At 69.8% G+C, this 16,824-nt stretch carries 18 protein-coding genes and 1 pseudogene; 6 read left to right on the top strand and 13 right to left on the bottom strand.

Annotated elements, in window-relative coordinates; genetic code table 11:
- Positions 1-71 precede the first annotated feature (71 nt).
- From EQ874_RS09470 to EQ874_RS09455, 4 genes are read left to right on the top strand one after another with little or no spacing between them, the layout of a single operon-like run.
- The gene (locus EQ874_RS09470) at positions 72-959 is read left to right on the top strand and encodes a metal ABC transporter substrate-binding protein (protein ID WP_129976616.1); all 888 of its coding nucleotides are present in this window, start codon (positions 72-74) and stop codon (positions 957-959) included.
- Positions 956-1,753, top strand: a complete 798-nt coding sequence (locus EQ874_RS09465; RefSeq protein ID WP_129976615.1) for a metal ABC transporter ATP-binding protein — start codon at positions 956-958, stop codon at positions 1,751-1,753. Before EQ874_RS09470 ends, EQ874_RS09465 begins: the two co-directional genes overlap by 4 nt.
- A complete protein-coding gene (locus tag EQ874_RS09460; RefSeq protein ID WP_064065127.1) occupies positions 1,750-2,643 on the top strand; it encodes a metal ABC transporter permease in 894 nt (297 codons plus the stop codon). Before EQ874_RS09465 ends, EQ874_RS09460 begins: the two co-directional genes overlap by 4 nt.
- A gap of 20 nt (positions 2,644-2,663) precedes the next feature.
- On the top strand, positions 2,664-3,356 hold the full coding sequence (locus EQ874_RS09455) for a metal-dependent transcriptional regulator (RefSeq protein WP_129976614.1): 693 nt from the start codon (positions 2,664-2,666) through the stop codon (positions 3,354-3,356).
- Positions 3,357-3,492: 136 nt separating this feature from the next.
- Here EQ874_RS09455 and truB read toward each other — a convergent pair whose 3' ends face one another.
- From truB to rimP, 11 genes are all read right to left on the bottom strand, one after another.
- The gene (gene truB / locus EQ874_RS09450) at positions 3,493-4,416 is read right to left on the bottom strand and encodes a tRNA pseudouridine(55) synthase TruB (protein ID WP_064065125.1); all 924 of its coding nucleotides are present in this window, start codon (positions 4,414-4,416) and stop codon (positions 3,493-3,495) included.
- Positions 4,416-5,078, bottom strand: coding sequence for a 4'-phosphopantetheinyl transferase Npt (gene npt, locus EQ874_RS09445; protein WP_165369239.1), 663 nt, complete (start codon positions 5,076-5,078; stop codon positions 4,416-4,418). Before npt ends, truB begins: the two co-directional genes overlap by 1 nt.
- 41 nt (positions 5,079-5,119) lie before the next feature.
- Entirely contained in the window at positions 5,120-6,058 is a 939-nt protein-coding gene (locus EQ874_RS09440; RefSeq protein WP_064065150.1) for a metallophosphoesterase, read from the bottom strand.
- A gap of 5 nt (positions 6,059-6,063) precedes the next feature.
- Entirely contained in the window at positions 6,064-7,482 is a 1,419-nt protein-coding gene (locus EQ874_RS09435; RefSeq protein ID WP_016935282.1) for an MATE family efflux transporter, read from the bottom strand.
- Complete coding sequence (locus tag EQ874_RS09430; RefSeq protein ID WP_242496740.1) at positions 7,479-8,426, bottom strand: bifunctional oligoribonuclease/PAP phosphatase NrnA; 948 nt, start codon at positions 8,424-8,426, stop codon at positions 7,479-7,481. The genes EQ874_RS09435 and EQ874_RS09430 overlap by 4 nt, the downstream gene beginning before the upstream one ends.
- An 88-nt stretch (positions 8,427-8,514) precedes the next feature.
- The gene (gene rbfA / locus EQ874_RS09425) at positions 8,515-8,973 is read right to left on the bottom strand and encodes a 30S ribosome-binding factor RbfA (protein WP_064065124.1); all 459 of its coding nucleotides are present in this window, start codon (positions 8,971-8,973) and stop codon (positions 8,515-8,517) included.
- Positions 8,974-9,026: 53 nt separating this feature from the next.
- Positions 9,027-9,317 carry a DUF503 domain-containing protein gene (locus EQ874_RS09420; protein WP_064065123.1) on the bottom strand — a complete coding sequence of 97 codons (291 nt, stop codon included), beginning with the start codon at positions 9,315-9,317 and terminating at the stop codon, positions 9,027-9,029.
- Positions 9,318-9,460: 143 nt separating this feature from the next.
- Entirely contained in the window at positions 9,461-12,358 is a 2,898-nt protein-coding gene (gene infB, locus EQ874_RS09415) for a translation initiation factor IF-2 (protein WP_115311442.1), read from the bottom strand.
- Between the two features lie 204 nt (positions 12,359-12,562).
- Positions 12,563-12,871 (bottom strand): YlxR family protein, encoded by a 309-nt coding sequence (locus EQ874_RS09410; RefSeq protein ID WP_081494085.1) that lies wholly within the window; start codon positions 12,869-12,871, stop codon positions 12,563-12,565.
- A gap of 44 nt (positions 12,872-12,915) precedes the next feature.
- Entirely contained in the window at positions 12,916-13,944 is a 1,029-nt protein-coding gene (gene nusA, locus EQ874_RS09405) for a transcription termination factor NusA (RefSeq protein WP_129976612.1), read from the bottom strand.
- Positions 13,941-14,540 (bottom strand): ribosome maturation factor RimP, encoded by a 600-nt coding sequence (gene rimP, locus EQ874_RS09400; RefSeq protein ID WP_016933716.1) that lies wholly within the window; start codon positions 14,538-14,540, stop codon positions 13,941-13,943. Before rimP ends, nusA begins: the two co-directional genes overlap by 4 nt.
- A 156-nt stretch (positions 14,541-14,696) precedes the next feature.
- Here rimP and EQ874_RS09395 point away from each other — a divergent pair, with 156 nt between their 5' ends.
- Together EQ874_RS09395 and EQ874_RS09390 are read left to right on the top strand one after the other, a co-directional pair.
- Positions 14,697-15,188 carry a hypothetical protein gene (locus tag EQ874_RS09395; protein ID WP_207213518.1) on the top strand — a complete coding sequence of 164 codons (492 nt, stop codon included), beginning with the start codon at positions 14,697-14,699 and terminating at the stop codon, positions 15,186-15,188.
- Positions 15,185-15,628: a ferritin-like domain-containing protein gene (locus tag EQ874_RS09390; protein WP_016933718.1), complete on the top strand. Its 444-nt coding sequence runs from the start codon at positions 15,185-15,187 to the stop codon at positions 15,626-15,628. Before EQ874_RS09395 ends, EQ874_RS09390 begins: the two co-directional genes overlap by 4 nt.
- Positions 15,629-15,636: 8 nt before the next feature.
- Here the strand turns inward: EQ874_RS09390 and EQ874_RS09385 are convergent.
- Both EQ874_RS09385 and EQ874_RS09380 read right to left on the bottom strand, forming a co-directional pair.
- A pseudogene (locus EQ874_RS09385) lies at positions 15,637-16,302 on the bottom strand (O-methyltransferase).
- 25 nt (positions 16,303-16,327) lie between these two features.
- Positions 16,328-16,819, bottom strand: a complete 492-nt coding sequence (locus EQ874_RS09380; protein ID WP_129976610.1) for a hypothetical protein — start codon at positions 16,817-16,819, stop codon at positions 16,328-16,330.
- Between the last annotated feature and the right edge of the window lie 5 nt (positions 16,820-16,824).

Here is a 16,824-nt window from a genome sequence, read left to right as displayed (position 1 = left end):
ATAATTTCGGTGTGCCGAACTTTTTGTCGACAGCCCGCAGAACATGCACCGTACGTTCCCACGCCGGCCGCGTGGTCGCCGCTCTCGCGGCCACCGCCTGTGCCGCCGCCCTCGCGGCGTGCTCGACCACAGGTTCCGCCGACGACCGTCCCCTGGTCCTCACCACCTTCACGGTGCTCGCCGACATGACTCGGAACATCGCCGGTGAACACGTGCGGGTGGAGTCCATCACCAAGCCCGGCGCGGAGGTCCACGGCTACGAGCCCACACCGGGCGACCTGCGGTTCGCGACCGACGCCGACCTGATCCTCGACAACGGACTCGGTCTCGAACGGTGGTTCGAGCAGTTCGTCACCGATGTCGACGCCGAGCACGTGGTCGTGAGCGAAGGTGTGGATCCGCTGCCCATCGGTGAGGGCGCGGCGACGGGACCGTACAACCCCCACGCCTGGATGTCCCCTCTCGCGGCCCGTATCTACGTCGACAACATCGCCACGGCACTGGCCGATCTCGCGCCCGAGCACGCGGACGACTTCACGGCCCGCGCCGAGGCGTACACCGCCGAACTCGACGGTCTCCACGCCGAACTCGTCAGCGCCCTCGACGAGGTTCCCGCGAATCGGCGGGCACTCGTCACCTGCGAGGGGGCATTCAGCTATCTCGCCCGCGACGCCGGCCTGCAGGAGGCCTATCTGTGGCCGGTGAACTCCGAGCAGCAGGGCACTCCCCAGCAGATCGCCCGCACCGTCGATTTCGTACGCACCAACGAGGTGCCCGCGGTGTTCTGCGAGTCGACCGTCTCGGACAAGGCGCAACGGCAGGTCGCGGCCGACACCGGAACCGAATTCGGCGGGATCCTCTACGTCGACTCGCTGTCCGAGCCGGACGGGCCCGTGCCCACCTACCTCGATCTGCTCCGACACGACATCGACGTCATCACGACAGGACTGGGCTCATGACCTCGACACTCGACGCACCTGCCCTGTTCGTCGACGACCTGACGGTGCGCTACGACACCGTTCCGGCCCTGCAGGACGTCACCCTGAAACTCGCGCCGGGCCGCGTGTGCGGACTCGTGGGCACGAACGGCTCGGGCAAGTCGACACTGTTCAAGACCATCATGGGTCTGGTGCGGCCCACCTCGGGCCGCGTCACCATCGGCGGTGCCACCACCGCCGCGGCGCGGCGCCGCACACAGGTCGCCTACGTGCCGCAGTCCGAGGCGGTCGACTGGAACTTCCCGATCGGTGTGCGCGACGTCGTCATGACGGGACGCTACGGCCACCAGGGCTTCCTGCGCCGACCGCGTCCCGCCGATCACGAAGCCGTCGACGCCGCACTCGACCGCGTGGGCATGACCGCGCTCTCCGGCCGTCAGATCGGGCAGCTCTCGGGCGGCCAGCGCAAGCGTGTCTTCGTGGCACGGGCGATCGCGCAGGGCTCGCCCTTGCTGCTGCTCGACGAGCCGTTCGCGGGGGTCGATACCACCACCGAGCACGCACTGACCGCCGTCATCCGCGAACTGGCCGCGAGCGGCCACGCGATCCTCGTGGCCACCCACGATCTCGCGGGCCTGACGCAGCTGTGCGACGAGGCGGTGCTGCTGCAGCGCCGCGTCCTCGTCCACAGCTCCCCCGAGGAGGTCCTGCGCCCGGAGAACCTCGCCCGCGCCTTCGGCGCTCCCCCACCGGTGAACGGTGGACGAGCCGAGGACCTCGCACGGAACACATACGCACAGGAGGCCGGACGATGATCGACGTGCTGATCGAACCCCTGCAGTACGGCTTCATGCAGCGCGCGCTGCTCGTGGCCGTCGCCGCGACCGTCGTGTGCGCCCTGCTCAGTTGCTGGCTCGTGCTCATCGGCTGGTCGCTGATGGGCGACGCGGTCTCGCATGCCGTGCTGCCCGGCGTCGTGCTCGCCTACCTGGTAGGAGTGCCGTTCGCGCTCGGCGCACTGGTCTTCGCCGGGATCGCCGTGGCGTTGATCTGGCTCGTCCGCGGAACGAGCCGCGTGAAGGAGGACGCCACCATCGGCATCGTCTTCACGACGCTGTTCGCCCTCGGCGTGGTGCTGATCTCGAAGAACCCGAGCCAGATCGACCTGCACCACGTGCTGTTCGGCAATCTGCTCGGCCTCGCCACGGGCGACGTCTGGCAGGTCTCGATCCTGGCGGCCGTCGTCCTGGCCGTGCTCGTCGCGAAGCGCCGCGATCTGACGCTGTTCGCTTTCGACCGCGTCCAGGCACACACGCTCGGCCTGTCCCCCGCCGCGTTGTCGGCACTGCTGCTGTCGCTGCTGGCGGTCACCATCGTCAGCGCGCTGCAGGCGGTCGGCGTGATCCTGGTCGTCGCGATGCTCATCATCCCGGGCGCGACCGCGTACCTGCTCACCGACCGGATGGCCCGGATGCTGGTGATCGCGCCGGTGCTCGCCGTGATCGCGTCGGTGGTCGGTGTGTACACCAGCTACTACACCGACGCCGCGACCGGCGGCGTGGTGGTGCTCGCCCAGGCCGTGGTCTTCACCCTCGCGTACCTGTTCGCGCCGCGGCAGGGCGTCGTCACCCGATTCGTGACGCGCCGCCGGTCGCCGGAGGGCGTGAAGACGAGCGAGCCGACGGAGAGCGTGATTCCCGGGTGACGGTTACCTAAGCTGGACGCGTGCCTGAGAGTAACGAGACCACCGCGACCGAACTGCTGTCCTCGGTGGCGCAGGACTATCTCAAGATCATGTGGACGGTCCAGGAGTGGTCCGGAGACAAGATCTCGACCAAGCTGCTCGCGGAGAAGCTCGGCGTGTCGGCGTCCACCGTGTCCGAAGCGGTGCGCCGCCTCGCGGATCAGGGACTCGTCGACCACGAACGCTACGGTGCGATCTCCCTCACCGACGAGGGGCGCCAGGCCGCGGTGGCGATGGTCCGCCGCCACCGCCTCATCGAGACGTTCCTCGTCCGCGAGCTCGACTACGGGTGGGACGAGGTCCACGACGAAGCCGAGATCCTGGAACACGCCGTGTCCGAACGGATGGTCGCGGCGATCGACGCCAAACTCGGTCATCCCGAACGCGACCCGCACGGCGACCCGATCCCGTCACCCGACGGCACGATCCCCTCACCGCCGGCGCGCGCCCTGAACGAGTTCCGCGACGGCGACCACGGACGGGTGGCCCGCATCTCCGACTCCGACCCGGCCATGTTGCGCTACTTCGACGAGGTGGGCATCGCGCTGGACACCGACATCACCGTGCTCGAACGCCGAGACTTCGCGGGCACCATCTCGATTCGGCTGGGCAGGGCCGAAGGACCCACGATCGATCTCGGCCACCCGGCGGCCGAGGCGATCTGGCTCGTCTGACCCGGTCCGGGGCAGAACTCACAACACAGGCGGAGCTCGCAACACAGGCAGGCTCACACCAACGGCAGAAGGCTCGCAACACCGTCGCCGGCCGACAGTGTTGCGAGCCCGCGGTCCGTGTGGCGAGCCTGGCCGATCACATGTTGGCGGGCCGCACCACGAAGACGGCCGACGCGCGGCTGCCCTTCTCCTGGAGGAGCGCCGCTGCCCGTCCCCGGGAGTCGACGGCGGCGTAGACACCGCGCAGTCCGACGGGTTCGAGCCAACGGCCGTTCGCGAGCAGACCCGCCTCCTCGTCGCTGATGGTCCGGCACTCGAAGGCGGTGCGTACCGCCGCGTCGATGTCCAGGCTCGGTGTCGGATCGTCCGCGAGCTGCTCGAGCGTGCGGGCGTGCCCGAGGTCGAACGGGCCGACCTGCGTGCGGCGAAGCACGGTCAGGTGACCACCGACTCCGAGGGCCGCACCGAGATCGCGTGCGAGCGCGCGGATGTAGGTGCCGGACGAGCAGTCCACGTCGACGTCGAGGTCCACGAACCCGTTCTCGGGCACATCACGGCGTGCGCGGACGTCGAAGCGGGAGACCGTCACCGGCCGGGCCTTCAGCTCGACCGTTTCCCCCTCCCGCATACGGGCGTAGGCACGTTTCCCGTCGATCTTGATGGCGCTGACACTGGCGGGCACCTGCTGGATGTCGCCGGTCAGCACGGCGACGGCCTCGGCGATCTGCTCGTCGGTCACAGAGGTGGCGTCCGCCGTCGCGACGGTCTCACCTTCGGCGTCGTCGGTCACGGTGCTCTGGCCGAGACGCACGGTCGCGCTGTACGACTTGGTGGTCAGCGCGAGCAGCCCGAGCAGTTTCGTGGCGCGTTCGACGCCGAGGACGAGCACACCCGTCGCCATCGGGTCGAGTGTGCCCGCGTGCCCGACCTTGCGTGTACCGAGCAGTCGGCGGCAGCGGGCCACCACGTCGTGGCTCGTCATGCCGGCGGGTTTGTCGACGACGAGCAGACCCGCACGGGCGAGAGCCGGATGTTCCTCCGGGGATACGGTGTCGTTCATCAGCGCACCGTGATCGCGGTGAGGACGAGACCGTCGGCGATCAGCCACCGGCCGTCGAAGCCGGTCAGCGGCTCCCCGTCGACGGTGTCGCCCGGAACGAGCAACCGCGAGTGGAAGGTACCGGTCGTCGCGTCCGCGCTGGTGTCGCGTTCGAACGTGATGTGGGCGTCCTCGAAGCCCAGCCACCGCCGCGTGAGCGGGAACCACGCCTTGTAGGTGGCCTCCTTGGCGCAGAACAGCAGGCGGTCCCAGTGCAGGTCGTCGCCGGCCGAAGCGAGCCATTCGCGTTCGGGTTCGAGGCTCACCGCGGGCAGCACCCCGTCGGGGAGCACGTCGTGCGGTTCGGCGTCGATGCCCAGCGAGCGAATCTGCAGCGAATAGCCCAGCACGGCACCGCGATAGCCGTCGCAATGGGTGAGGCTGCCGACGACGCCGCGCGGCCAGATCGGATCGCCGTTCTCTCCGCGCAGCACCGGCGCGGGGTCGACGCCGAGGGTGCGCATGGCCTCCCGAGCACAGTGGCGGGCACCGGCGAACTCACGTCGCCGCTTGTCCACCGCCCGGGCCACGAGCGGCTCCTCCTGGGGATGCGGCCGCAGTCCCGGTGGGTCCTCGAACAACTCGGCTGCAGCGACGCCGTCCGGCACGATGCGCCCGATCAGCGCCCCGGGCGTATCCGTCTTCTGCTCGGTGTCCGGTTCCGTCACCGCAACTCCTTCTCTCGTTGAGCCCGCATCTTCTCGACCTCGGCTTCCATCTCGGGGGTCACGGTGAAGTGACCGCCCCACTTGTTCAGGCTGCCCGGCGGATACGCCGGGACAGGGAGGATCTGCCGCAACGGCTGCTGCGGGAGACCGCGTCGCTGCCATTCGCGCGGATAACCGACCGAGACCTCCTCGAAGCGCACACCGTCGTAGTAGGTGGTCCGCGGAATGTGCAGGTGACCGTAGACGCTGCACAGCGCCCGGTAACGCAGGTGCCAGTCGGCCGTCTCGGTGGTGCCGCACCACAGCGCGAACTCGGGGTAGAACAGCATCCGGGTGGGTTCGCGTACCAGGGGGAAGTGGTTGATGAGCACCGTGGGCAGCGCAGGATCGAGCGCGTCGAGTCGCGCCCGGGTCTGCTCCACCCGTACCCGGCACCAGGTGTCGCGCGTGACGTACGGATCCGGCTTCAGCAGGAATTCGTCGGTCGCGACGACGTTGCGTTCCCGCGCGAGCGCGAGGCCGTCCGCCTTCGTCGTGGTGCCGTCCGGGAGGAACGAGTAGTCGTAGAGCAGGAACATCGGGACGAGCACCACCGGACCGTCCTCACCCTCCCAGATCGGATAGGGATCCTCCGGGGTGAGCACGTCGAGTTCGCGGCACATCGTCACGAGGTAGTCGTAGCGGGCGACCCCGAACATCTGCACCGGGTCCTTGGCGGTCGTCCACAGTTCGTGGTTGCCGGGCACCCAGACGACCTTCGCGAAGCGGCTGCGGAGCAGTGACAGCGCCCATCGGATGTCGTCGGTCTTCTCCGACACATCGCCCGCGACGATCAGCCAGTCGTCGGGCGACTCGGGATGCAGATCCTCGGTGACCGGCCGGTTGCCCCGGTGGGCCACATGGATATCGCTGATCGCCCACAGCTTCGCTGCCACCGGCACTAACCTCCCGACTCGTCGTGGACACGCACCTGCCGGTCCGCGCCCGTCACCGCCCATCGTCCCGAGAGCGTGCGCCATACGACGGCGATCATCCGGAACACGATGAACACCGTAAGCCCCGTCCAGATACCCGCCAGACCCCAGTCGTACGCGAGCGACAACCAGATCGACGGCAGGAACCCGAACAACGCCGAGGCCAGCGTCGCGGTGCGCAGGAACGCCGCGTCCCCGGCACCGAGAAGAACTCCGTCGAGCGCGAAAACGATTCCCGCGAGCGGCATGATCGCCACGAAGAACCACCATGCGACACCGATCTGATCGAGCACCGCGGCATCGCCGGTGAACAGACCGGGAATCACGTCCCGGCCGAGGACGAAGATCACGGCCAGGACCGCGGCGAAGATCGCGGACCAGACCGACAGGCGCCACGCCAGCCGCGACGCGCCCCGCCGATCCGCCGCGCCGAGCGCGGCGCCGACGAGGGCCTGCGCGGCGATCGCCAGCGAGTCCAAGGTCAGCGTCACGAAATTCCACAGCTGCAGCACGACCTGGTGACCGGCCACCGCGGCGGCACCGAATCGGGCTGCCACCGCCGCCGCGGACAGGAAACACGCCTGGAACGCGAGACTGCGGGCGATCAGGTCGCGTCCGAGGCGCAGTTGCGCGCCGATCACCGTGGGGTTCGGTCGCAGCGGGACGCCCGACCGCAGCAGGGCGATCACGAACAGGACGGCCGTCACGGACTGCCCGATCACGTTGGCGACGGCGGAACCGACGAGTTCCCATCGGGGAGCTCCCAGCAGACCGTGGACCAGTACCGGGCACAGCACCGCCGACAGGGCGAGACCCACGACGACGAAGCTCAACGGCCGCATCGTGTCCTGGACGCCGCGCATCCAGCCGTTGCCGGCCAGACCGACCAGGATGAGGGGTGCCCCGAACAGCGCGACACGCAGCCACGACACCGCCGCGTCGGCGATCTCGGCATCGCCCGCGAGCAACCGTGCGACGGGTCCGGCCAGCGCCTGACCGACGATCAGGATCGCCAGTCCGACGATCATCGCGAGCCAGGTCGCCTGCACACCTTCGCCGACCGCGTCGCCGTGCCGGCCGGAGCCGTGGAAGCGCGCCGCCCGCGAGGTGGTCCCGTACGACAGGAACGTGAGCTGGGTGCTGACCTGCGCGAGGATCAGCCCGCCGATCGCGAGGCCTGCCAGGGGCAGAGCCCCGAGCCGGCCGACGACGGCGATGTCGAAGAGAAGGTAGAGCGGTTCGGCTGCGAGGACTCCGAGGGCGGGCACGGCGAGACCGAGGATGCGCCGTCCCGTGACGTCCGAGGTGAAGGACCCGTCGGGCGTGTCCGAGCTGCAGGACGCGCCGGGCGGGTCCGGGGCGGCCGACCCGCCGGGCGCCGTCAACCGAGCACGCCGCGCAGTGCGGCGACGATCCGATCGGGGTCGCCGTGGGCGGTGTATCCCGCGGCCAGGCGATGCCCTCCACCGCCGAGCACGGTGGCGACGGCCGACACGTCCACCGAGGTCTTCGCGCGCAGCGAGACGGTCCACTCCTCGGGAACGACCTCCTTGAACACCGCGGCGACCTCGGCTTCGGCGGTGGTGCGCACGATGTCGATGACGCTTTCGACCTCTTCCGGGCCGAGATGCGCCGAGTCGGCCCGTCGGACGAACGCGTAGACCAGTCCCTTGCCCTGCGCGGCGGCGCGGTCGAGCGTGGCCGTGGCCAGCACCGACGACAGCATCGGCAGCCACCCGAAAGGATGGGTGTCGAGCAGCACCCGTGTGATCGACGTGCCGTCGATCCCCGTGGCGAGGAGACGCTCGGCGAGTCCGTGGGCCTGCGGGCGTCCCCACCGGAACGATCCGGTGTCGGTCACCAGTCCCGCGTACAGGCAGTGCGCGAGCGCGGCGTCGATGTCGACACCCCACGCATCGAAGAGGTCCGCGAGCACCATCGCCGTGGCCTCGGACTCCGGATCGATGAGGTTGTGGGTGCCGAACCGGGTGTTGGACAGGTGATGGTCGATCACCAGGACGTTCGGAGCAGTGTCCAGGCGGTCGCGCAGGACACCGAGACGGCCCGCGGTGCCGCAGTCGACGGTGACCACGAGATCGACTTCTCGGCGCACGTCCGCCACCGGGGTGACCAGGTGCCCGCCCGGCAGCGACCGCATCGACTCGGGCATGCTCGCGGGCGAACCGAAGGCCACCTGCACGGCGACCCCGCGCCGTTCGAGGGCGATCCCGAGAGCCAGACCGCTGCCGAGGGTGTCGGCGTCGGGATTGATGTGGCACAGCACCGTGACGGTGGCCGCCGCGTCCAGCAGAGCGGCGGCACCGTGCAGGTCGACGGATCCTGCCGGGACGAGCGGGACGCCGGCATCGTCCCGGCGCGTGGGGATCACCGGCGGGTTCGACTCGGGCACCGGTGTGCTATTCGTCGTCGTCACCGGCGTCGCGCTCACGGGGCTCCTTGTAGGGATCGGCGTCGCCGGCCGGAACGGCACCTTCGCGAGCACGGGCGACCTCGTTGTCGGCGGCGCGAGCACGCTCGAGGAGTTCCTCCATGTGACGGGCCGTATCGGGCACCGTGTCGGTGACGAACGTCAGCGTGGGGGTGAACCGCACGCCCGTGCCCGCACCCACCTTCGAGCGGAGCACACCCTTGGCCTTCTCGAGCCCCGCGGCGGCGGCGGCGTGATCGGGTTCGGTGTTCAGATCCGCGCCCCGGACCGTGTAGTACACGGTGGCGTCGTGCAGATCCGCGGTGACCTTCGCGTCGGTGATCGTCACGAACTCGAGCCGCGGATCCTTGATCTCGAGATCGATGGCGGTGGCCACGATGGTGGCGATGCGCTTCGCGAGGCGGCGGGCCCGTGCTGGATCGGCCATGTCGTTCGTTCCCTTCTGTGGCCGCCGGCCGGCGGCCCGTCGTGCGGCCGGGATCAGTCCTCGGGCCCGAACAACCTGCGCCTGACCGACAGCAGATCGAGTTCGGGCCGCTGGGCGACCAGCCGCTCACACTTGTCCAGTATCTCCCCCACGTGCGCGAGATCGGAGGCGACAACCGCCACACCCACCCGCGCACGGCGGTACAGATCGTGTTCCCCGGTTTCGGCGACGGACACCCCGAGTCGGCGCAGTTCGGCGACCACCGGGCGGATCGCCGAGCGCTTCTGTTTGAGCGAATGCACGTCACCGAGCAGCAGATCGAGTTCGAGTGCTCCCAGGTACATCCGTTGCTCCCGTCATCGTCGACGCCTCGGTGCCGGTGCACCTCGACGGCCGACCGGGCCGACGGTGCGCCGGCCGAGTCGGGCATCCCGACACGCCCGTGGCGGCGAACGACGAATCGTTCACCGCCACGGCCGCGGGTGGATCAGTCGCGCGGCTTCTCGCGCAACTCGTACGCCTCGATCACGTCGCCGACCTTGATGTCGGAGTAGGTGACCGTCATACCGCACTCGAAGCCCTCGCGGACCTCGGTGACGTCGTCCTTCTCGCGGCGCAGCGACGAGATGGTGACCGTCTCGGCCACGACGTTGTTGTCGCGGATGAGGCGGGCCTTCGCGTTGCGCTTGACGATGCCGGACTGCACGAGGCAACCCGCGATGTTGCCGATCTTCGACGACTTGAAGATCGCGCGGATCTCGGCGCGGCCGAGCTCGACCTCCTCGTAGATCGGCTTGAGCATGCCCTTGAGGGCCTTCTCCACCTCGTCGATCGCCTGGTAGATGACCGAGTAGTAGCGGATGTCGACACCCTCGCGGTTCGCGAGCTCGGTGGCCTTGCCCTCGGCGCGGACGTTGAAGCCGATGATCACGGCGTTCGACGCGGCAGCGAGGTTGACGTTGGTCTCGGTGACGCCACCGACACCGCGGTCGATGACCCGCAGGCGCACCTCGTCGTCGATCTCGATACCCATGAGCGCCTCTTCGAGGGCCTCGACGGTACCCGAGTTGTCGCCCTTGAGGATGAGGTTGAGCTCGTTGTGCTCCTTGAGCGCGGCATCGAGGTCCTCGAGGCTGATGCGCTTGCGGCTGCGTGCTGCAAGCGCGTTGCGCTTGCGGGCATTACGCCGGTCGGCGATCTGACGCGCGATGCGGTCCTCTTCGACGACGACCAGGTTGTCGCCGGCGCCGGGCACCGAGGTGAAGCCGACGACCTGGACCGGACGCGACGGCAGTGCCTCGAGCACGTCTTCACCGTGCTCGTCGACCATGCGGCGCACGCGGCCGTAGGCATCGCCGGCGACGATCGAGTCGCCGACCCGCAGGGTGCCGCGCTGGATGAGCACCGTGGCCACCGGACCGCGACCGCGGTCGAGGTGCGCCTCGATGGCGACGCCCTGCGCCTCCATGTCCGGGTTGGCACGCAGATCGAGTGCCGCATCAGCGGTGAGCAGCACCGCTTCGAGCAACTGCTCGATGTGCAGGTTCTGCTTCGCGGAGATGTCGACGAACATGGTCTCGCCGCCGTACTCCTCCGCGACCAGCCCGTACTCGGTGAGCTGCTGACGGATCTTCTGAGGGTTGGCACCCTCCTTGTCGATCTTGTTCACCGCGACCACGATCGGGACGTCCGCGGCCTGCGCGTGGTTGATCGCCTCCACCGTCTGCGGCATGACGCCGTCGTCGGCGGCGACCACGAGGATCGCGATGTCCGTCGACTTGGCACCTCGAGCACGCATAGCGGTGAACGCCTCGTGACCCGGGGTGTCGATGAAGGTGATCAGGCGATCTTCACCGTTGAGGTGCGTCATCACCTGGTAGGCACCGATGTGCTGGGTGATGCCACCGGCCTCGCCCTCGCCGACGTTCTCCTTACGGATCGTGTCGAGCAGGCGGGTCTTGCCGTGGTCGACGTGACCCATGACGGTGACCACCGGCGGACGCTGGCGGAGGTCTTCCTCGCCGCCCTCGTCCTCGCCGTACTGGATGTCGAACGACTCGAGCAGCTCGCGGTCCTCGTCCTCGGGCGAGACGACCTGCACGACGTAGTTCATCTCCGAGCCGAGCAGCTCGAGGATGTCGTCGTTCACCGACTGAGTGGCCGTGACCATCTCACCGAGGTTGAACAGTGCCTGCACCAGGGCCGACGGGTTGGCGTCGATCTTCTCGGCGAAGTCCGACAACGACGCGCCGCGAGCGAGACGGATGGTCTCGCCGTTGCCACGCGGCAACCGCACGCCGCCGACCGACGGCGCCTGCATCGAATCGTATTCCTGCCGCTTCTGCCGCTTCGACTTGCGACCACGACGCGGAGCACCACCGGGACGACCGAACGCGCCGGCTGCACCGCCGCGACCGCGGCCACCGCCGCCGCCACCGGGGCGACCACGGAAACCACCGGGAGCGCCTGCACCGGCAGGTGCGCCGCCGCCGCCACCGGCACCGCCACCGCGGTAACCGCCGCCACCGCCGCCGGGACGTCCACCGGGAGCTCCGCCGGGGCGACCCGGGCGACCGGACGCGGCCGGACGTGCAGCACGCTGCGGCATCGCACCCGGGTTGGGGCGCGGAGGCATCGAACCCGGGGACGGACGGGGTCCGCCCTGACCGGGAGCGGGACGAGGACCGCCCTGACCGGGAGCCGGCCGGGGGCCGCCCTGACCGGGAGCGGGACGCGGGCCACCGGGGCCCGCCGCGGGACGTCCCTGTCCGGGCGTCGGGCGGGGGCCGCCCTGACCGGGAGCCGGACGCGGTCCGCCCGGGCCGGGACGCGGTCCACCCGGACGCGGAGCGGGACGCTCGGCCGGAGCCGAGGAGTACGGGTTGTTACCGACGCGTGGGGTCTTCGGACCCGGACGCGGACCGGCCGGCTTGGGGCCGGGCTTGGCCGCGGGGGCCTGCGGCGTCGGGCTGGGAGCCTGCGCCTGCGCAGCCGGGGCCTGGGGTGCCGCCTCGGCGGCGGGCGCCTGCGGCGCGGGAGCCGCGGGCTTCTCCTCCGGTGCCGGAGCCGGCTTGGGAGCGGCCGGCTTCGGCGCGCCCGGCTTGGGACGCGCGGTCTCGGCCGCGGGGGCCGGGCTCGCAGGAGTGGGCCGGGGACCCGGCCGGGGGGCACCGGGCTTCGGTGCGGGGGTGGGTGCAGCCTTCGCGGCTGCGCCGTCGCCTTCGGTCTTGCCGAACGATTCGCGCAGACGACGCGCGACCGGCGGTTCGACGGTCGAAGACGCGGACTTGACGAACTCGCCCTGTTCCTTCAGGCGTGCGAGTAGTTCCTTGCTGGTGACACCGAGTTCTTTCGCCAACTCGTGCACGCGGGCCTTGCCTGCCACTGCTCTCCTCACTGATGAGGTCGAGCGGCCGACTGCCCGCACGACCTCGGGTTATCTCCGATGGACGTTCATCGCTGGTGCTTCACGGTGTGCTCATGAGTGTTCGTGCCTGTTCTTCTCAGAGTGCGATGTCACTGTTGGTGTTCCTCGTCGTCGTTCCCACGATCGTCGTACCCGGCCGAGGCCGACTCGATGCGTCCGTGATCACTGTGCCGTGGACCCGACCAGCTGATCCAGCGCTGTGGTGTCCGGATGCCCGGTCACGCGCAGTGCCCTGCCGAATGCTCGACGCCGAACCGCCAGTTCCAGACATTCCGGAGTGGGATGCAACCACGCACCTCGCCCGGGAAGCCTGCGTCGCGGATCGGGAATCACGGCGAAATCTGACGATTCCGTATCGCACGCCACCACCCGGAGCAGTTCGGCAGTCAGCCTTCGCTGCCGACATCCGACACAGGTACGCACCGTAGAGGCACGTTCCCCGCCGTTCGAGGACAGGTCATGCTGAACCATCGACCACTGTACCGCTGTTTTGCCCGGAATCCCGCATCCCACTCCTACGAGCCTGTCGAGCCGCCGCGGGAATCGTCCGTCCCGGCGGGCGCGGCGTCGCTGCGGATGTCGATGCGCCAGCCGGTCAGGCGGGCCGCGAGCCGGGCATTCTGCCCTTCCTTGCCGATCGCGAGGGACAACTGGAAGTCGGGAACGACGACCCGGGCGGCGCGCGCGTCGGGGTCGACGACCGTGACCGACACCACCTTCGACGGCGACAGTGCGTTACCCACGAATCTCGCGGGGTCCTCGTCGTAGTCGATGATGTCGATCTTCTCCTCGCCGAGTTCGCGCATCACGTTGCGCACCCGCTGCCCCATCGGGCCGATGCACGCACCCTTGGCGTTGAGACCGGGGACGGTCGAGTGCACGGCGATCTTCGAGCGGTGCCCGGCCTCACGGGCGACCGCGACGATCTCCACCGACTCGTCGGCGATCTCCGGGACCTCGAGGGCGAACAACTTGCGCACCAGATTGGGATGCGTCCGCGACAGGGTGATCTGCGGGCCGCGCTGCCCACGGGAGACGCCCACGACGTAGCACTTGATGCGGTCGCCGTGCTCGTAGGTCTCCCCCGGCACCTGCTCGGCCGGCGGGATGAGCCCCTCGGCGTTGTTCGTCTCGCCGCCGATCTTCACGACGACCATGCCGCGGGCGTTGGCACGCGAGTCGCGCTGCACGACGCCGCTGACGATCTCACCTTCGTGGGTCGCGAACTCACCGAAGCGCTGTTCGTGCTCGGCGTCGCGGATGCGCTGCATGATGACCTGACGCGCGGTGGTCGCCGCGATCCGGCCGAAGTCCTCGGGGGTGTCGTCCCACTCGGCGATCAGGTTGCCGTCGGCGTCGCGTTCCTCGGCCAGGACCTGGATGGCGCCGGTCTTCGTGTCGACCACGACCCGCGCGTGCGGCTGGTGTCCGTCGACGTGCCGGTAGGCCGTGAGCAGGGCCGTCTCGAGCGTCGCGATGAGCTCGTCGAACGGGATGTTCTTCTCCGACTCGAGCATGCGCAGGGCAGCGATCTCGATATTCACTTGTCCACCTTCGTTTCGTTCGTCTCGTCGTGATCGTCGCTGCCGGTCTCGTCCTCGGGTCCCTCGGTGAGCTCCCCGGCCGCGACCCGGCCGTCCGGAACCCCACCCGCGAGCTCGAGTTCCCTCGGCGGCGGCGGGGAGAACTCCACCTCCACCACTGCTCTGTGCACCGCGGCGAGCGGGACCGAACGGACCACCGGCCCGGACCGATCGGGCAGCACGAGCCTGATCTCGTCTCCGACGAGCTCGCCGATGCGTGCGACGAGGGTCTCGTCGGCCAGTTCCACCTTCGCCTTGCGGCCCTGGGCGCGCCGCCAGTGGCGGGCCTCGGTCAGGGGCCGACCGATACCGGGGCTGGTGACCTCGAGCACGTAGGGCGACTCGCCGAAGTCCGGCACCTCGTCGAAGGACTCGGAGACCACCCTGCTCAGGCGGGCCGCCTCGTCGAGACCGAGACCTGCGTCGCTGTCGACGAGAAGACGCACCGTACTGTGCTTTCCGGCGGCCGTGACCACCACGTCCTCGAGGTCGTATCCCTCTCTGGCGAGCAGATCGGAGACGAGCTCGACGATCCTCTCCGGGGGCGGCACAGGCATGGCGGGCAGGCTCCTCGTTCAGTTGTGGTCGCAGCGGACAGCGGGCCGGAACGGATGCGTACCGGCAGACTTCAAGCCTAACCCGCGTTTCGTGCTGTCGTGACCAGGGCGGCGTCCTTCTCCCGGCGACGCGACTGGCAGGATGGTCCGGTGCCGATGCCACTCGACCGACCCGCCGTCTCCCGACGAACCGTCCTGCGATGGTCGTCGGCCGCCGTCTGTGGGCTCGGAATCACGACGATCACCGCGTGCGGCGCTTCCGACGAGGATGCCGCCGAACCCGATCCGCTGGCGGGCCAGGCGACCCGGGCCCGCACCGATGCCGCGATCGCCACCGCGCTGCTCGCCCGGTCGCCGGAGCTGTCCGCAGCGCTCACCACGATCGCGGCGGAGCGGACCGCCCACGCCGATGCGCTCGAGACCGAGATCGCCCGGATGGAAGGCGCCACCACGAGTTTCACTCCCCCGTCGACCACCGCCACCACACCCACCGGTGAGCTCCCGAACGTCGGGGAACTCCGTGAACGGCTGAACCGGTCGCAGCGCGAAGCCGCGGATCTCGCACGCACGCTCTCGGGTTACCGCGCCGGCCTGCTCGCCTCGATCAGTGCGTCCTGCGCCGTGCAGACGGCGGTGATGTTGCCGTGAGCTCACCCGAACCCGGTTCCGAACAGCAGGCTCTCGTCGACGCACTCGAGGCCGAACACGCCGCGGTCTTCGGATACGGCGTGATCGCGGCCTTCGCGGATCCCGCCCGCGCGGATGCGGTGGCGGAGGACACCGCCGCGCACCGCGCACGACGTGATGCGACGGCCGAAGCGCTGCGCGCCGCGAGCGTCGATCCCCCGGTCGCCGCCCCCGGCTACACCGTGCCGTTCCCGGTGACCGACCCCGCGTCCGCCGCCCAGCTCGCCGAGCAGATCGAGAGCGACACGGCGGTCGCCTGGCGGTCGGTCGTGGAACGGTCACGCAGCGAGTCCACCCGGGCCACCGCCGTGGGCGCCCTCACCGAAGCGGCCCTACGGGCGGCGCGCTGGCGGCAGAGCCGTGGAGTCGTGCCGTCGGTGGCCTTCCCCGGGCAGCCCTGAGCCGAAGGTCACTCGGTCACGACGGCGAGCGCGAAACCGTCCCAGCCCTTCGTCCCGACGGTCTGCAGCGCCGTCGCGTCGAGGCGCGGTTCGCGGGCGAGCAGTTCGAGCACCTCCCGGGACGCACGGACGCGTTCGTCGTCGCTGTCCGGGTCCGTGATGCCGCCCGCCCGCACCACGTTGTCGACGACGATCACGGTGCCCGGCCGCGACAGCCGGAGCGCCGCCCGCACGTAGTTGCTGTTGTTCTCCTTGTCGGCGTCGACGAACACCAGATCGAAGGGGCCCTCGGCGACCAGGCCCGGCAGCGAGTCCAGCGCGGGGCCGACGCGGATCTCCACGCGGTCACCGACCCCGGCGCGGTCGAGATTGGCGCGGGCCACCTCGGCGTGCTTCGGCTCGTATTCGAGCGTGATCACCCGGCCGGACGCCCCGACCGCCCGGGCCAGCCAGATGGTCGAGTATCAGTATCCGCCGAGCGTGCCGATCTCCAGGACGCGGCGGGCACCCCGCATCCGCGCGAGCAGGTGCAGGAACTTGCCCTGCGGGGCGGAGACGTCGATCGGTGGCAGTCCCGCTGCGGCGTTCGCGTCGAGCGCCGAACTCAGCGCGGGGTCGTCGCCGATCAGCACGTCGGTGAGGTAGTTGTCGGTCGCACTCCAGTTGTCGGCCATGCGGCTCATTGTGTCCCGGGGTGGGTCACTCCACCACTTCGTAAGCGGCGCCCACCTCGCGGGCGAGCAGGCGATCGGTCATCTCCTGCTTCAACACGGTGAGCCGCGCGTTCTCGGGGCCGGTGCGGCCGGGCTTGGCGCCGAGCGCGATGAACTCGTCGGTGACGAGTCCGTCGTCGCGGATCTGCAGCGTCACGCTGCGCTCGCGCCAGGTGAACTGCCAGACGTAGCGGGCGAGGGTGGCGCCGCGTTCGGTCGCGGCCAGTTCCGGATCGACGACATAACGCCCGTCGGTGACGGCACGCAGCACCATCTCCACGGCGTCACGTCCTCCGGGGCCGGGGAAGGCGGTGCGCACCCGAACTTCCCGCCGCTCGACGTCGCCGAGGATCGAGAAGGCGTGCCGCATCACCGTGAAGCCGTGAGCCACTCCCCCGGGAAACTCGGGACCGTGATATTTCATCAGGTCGGCGAAGGTGAATTCGATCGGTTGTCCCGACTCGTAGACGGTGAGCACGCGCG

The sequence above is a fragment of the Rhodococcus sp. Q1 genome (genome assembly GCF_004153645.1).
Lineage (GTDB): Bacteria > Actinomycetota > Actinomycetes > Mycobacteriales > Mycobacteriaceae > Rhodococcus > Rhodococcus gordoniae.
The sequence above is the reverse complement of the archived record's forward strand: the minus strand, read 5'-3'. Positions and strand labels throughout refer to the sequence as shown.

What these genes read in the sequence shown, in the direction of transcription:
- EQ874_RS09465 (WP_129976615.1), top strand. Translation starts at nt 956, where the DNA reads ATGACCTCGACACTCGACGCACCTGCCCTGTTCGTCGACGACCTGACG.
- EQ874_RS09460 (WP_064065127.1), top strand. Translation starts at nt 1,750, where the DNA reads ATGATCGACGTGCTGATCGAACCCCTGCAGTACGGCTTCATGCAGCGC.
- truB (WP_064065125.1), bottom strand. Translation starts at nt 4,416, where the DNA reads ATGAACGACACCGTATCCCCGGAGGAACATCCGGCTCTCGCCCGTGCG.
- rbfA (WP_064065124.1), bottom strand. Translation starts at nt 8,973, where the DNA reads ATGGCCGATCCAGCACGGGCCCGCCGCCTCGCGAAGCGCATCGCCACC.
- EQ874_RS09420 (WP_064065123.1), bottom strand. Translation starts at nt 9,317, where the DNA reads ATGTACCTGGGAGCACTCGAACTCGATCTGCTGCTCGGTGACGTGCAT.
- EQ874_RS09410 (WP_081494085.1), bottom strand. Translation starts at nt 12,871, where the DNA reads ATGGTTCAGCATGACCTGTCCTCGAACGGCGGGGAACGTGCCTCTACG.
- rimP (WP_016933716.1), bottom strand. Translation starts at nt 14,540, where the DNA reads ATGCCTGTGCCGCCCCCGGAGAGGATCGTCGAGCTCGTCTCCGATCTG.
- EQ874_RS09395 (WP_207213518.1), top strand. Translation starts at nt 14,697, where the DNA reads ATGCCACTCGACCGACCCGCCGTCTCCCGACGAACCGTCCTGCGATGG.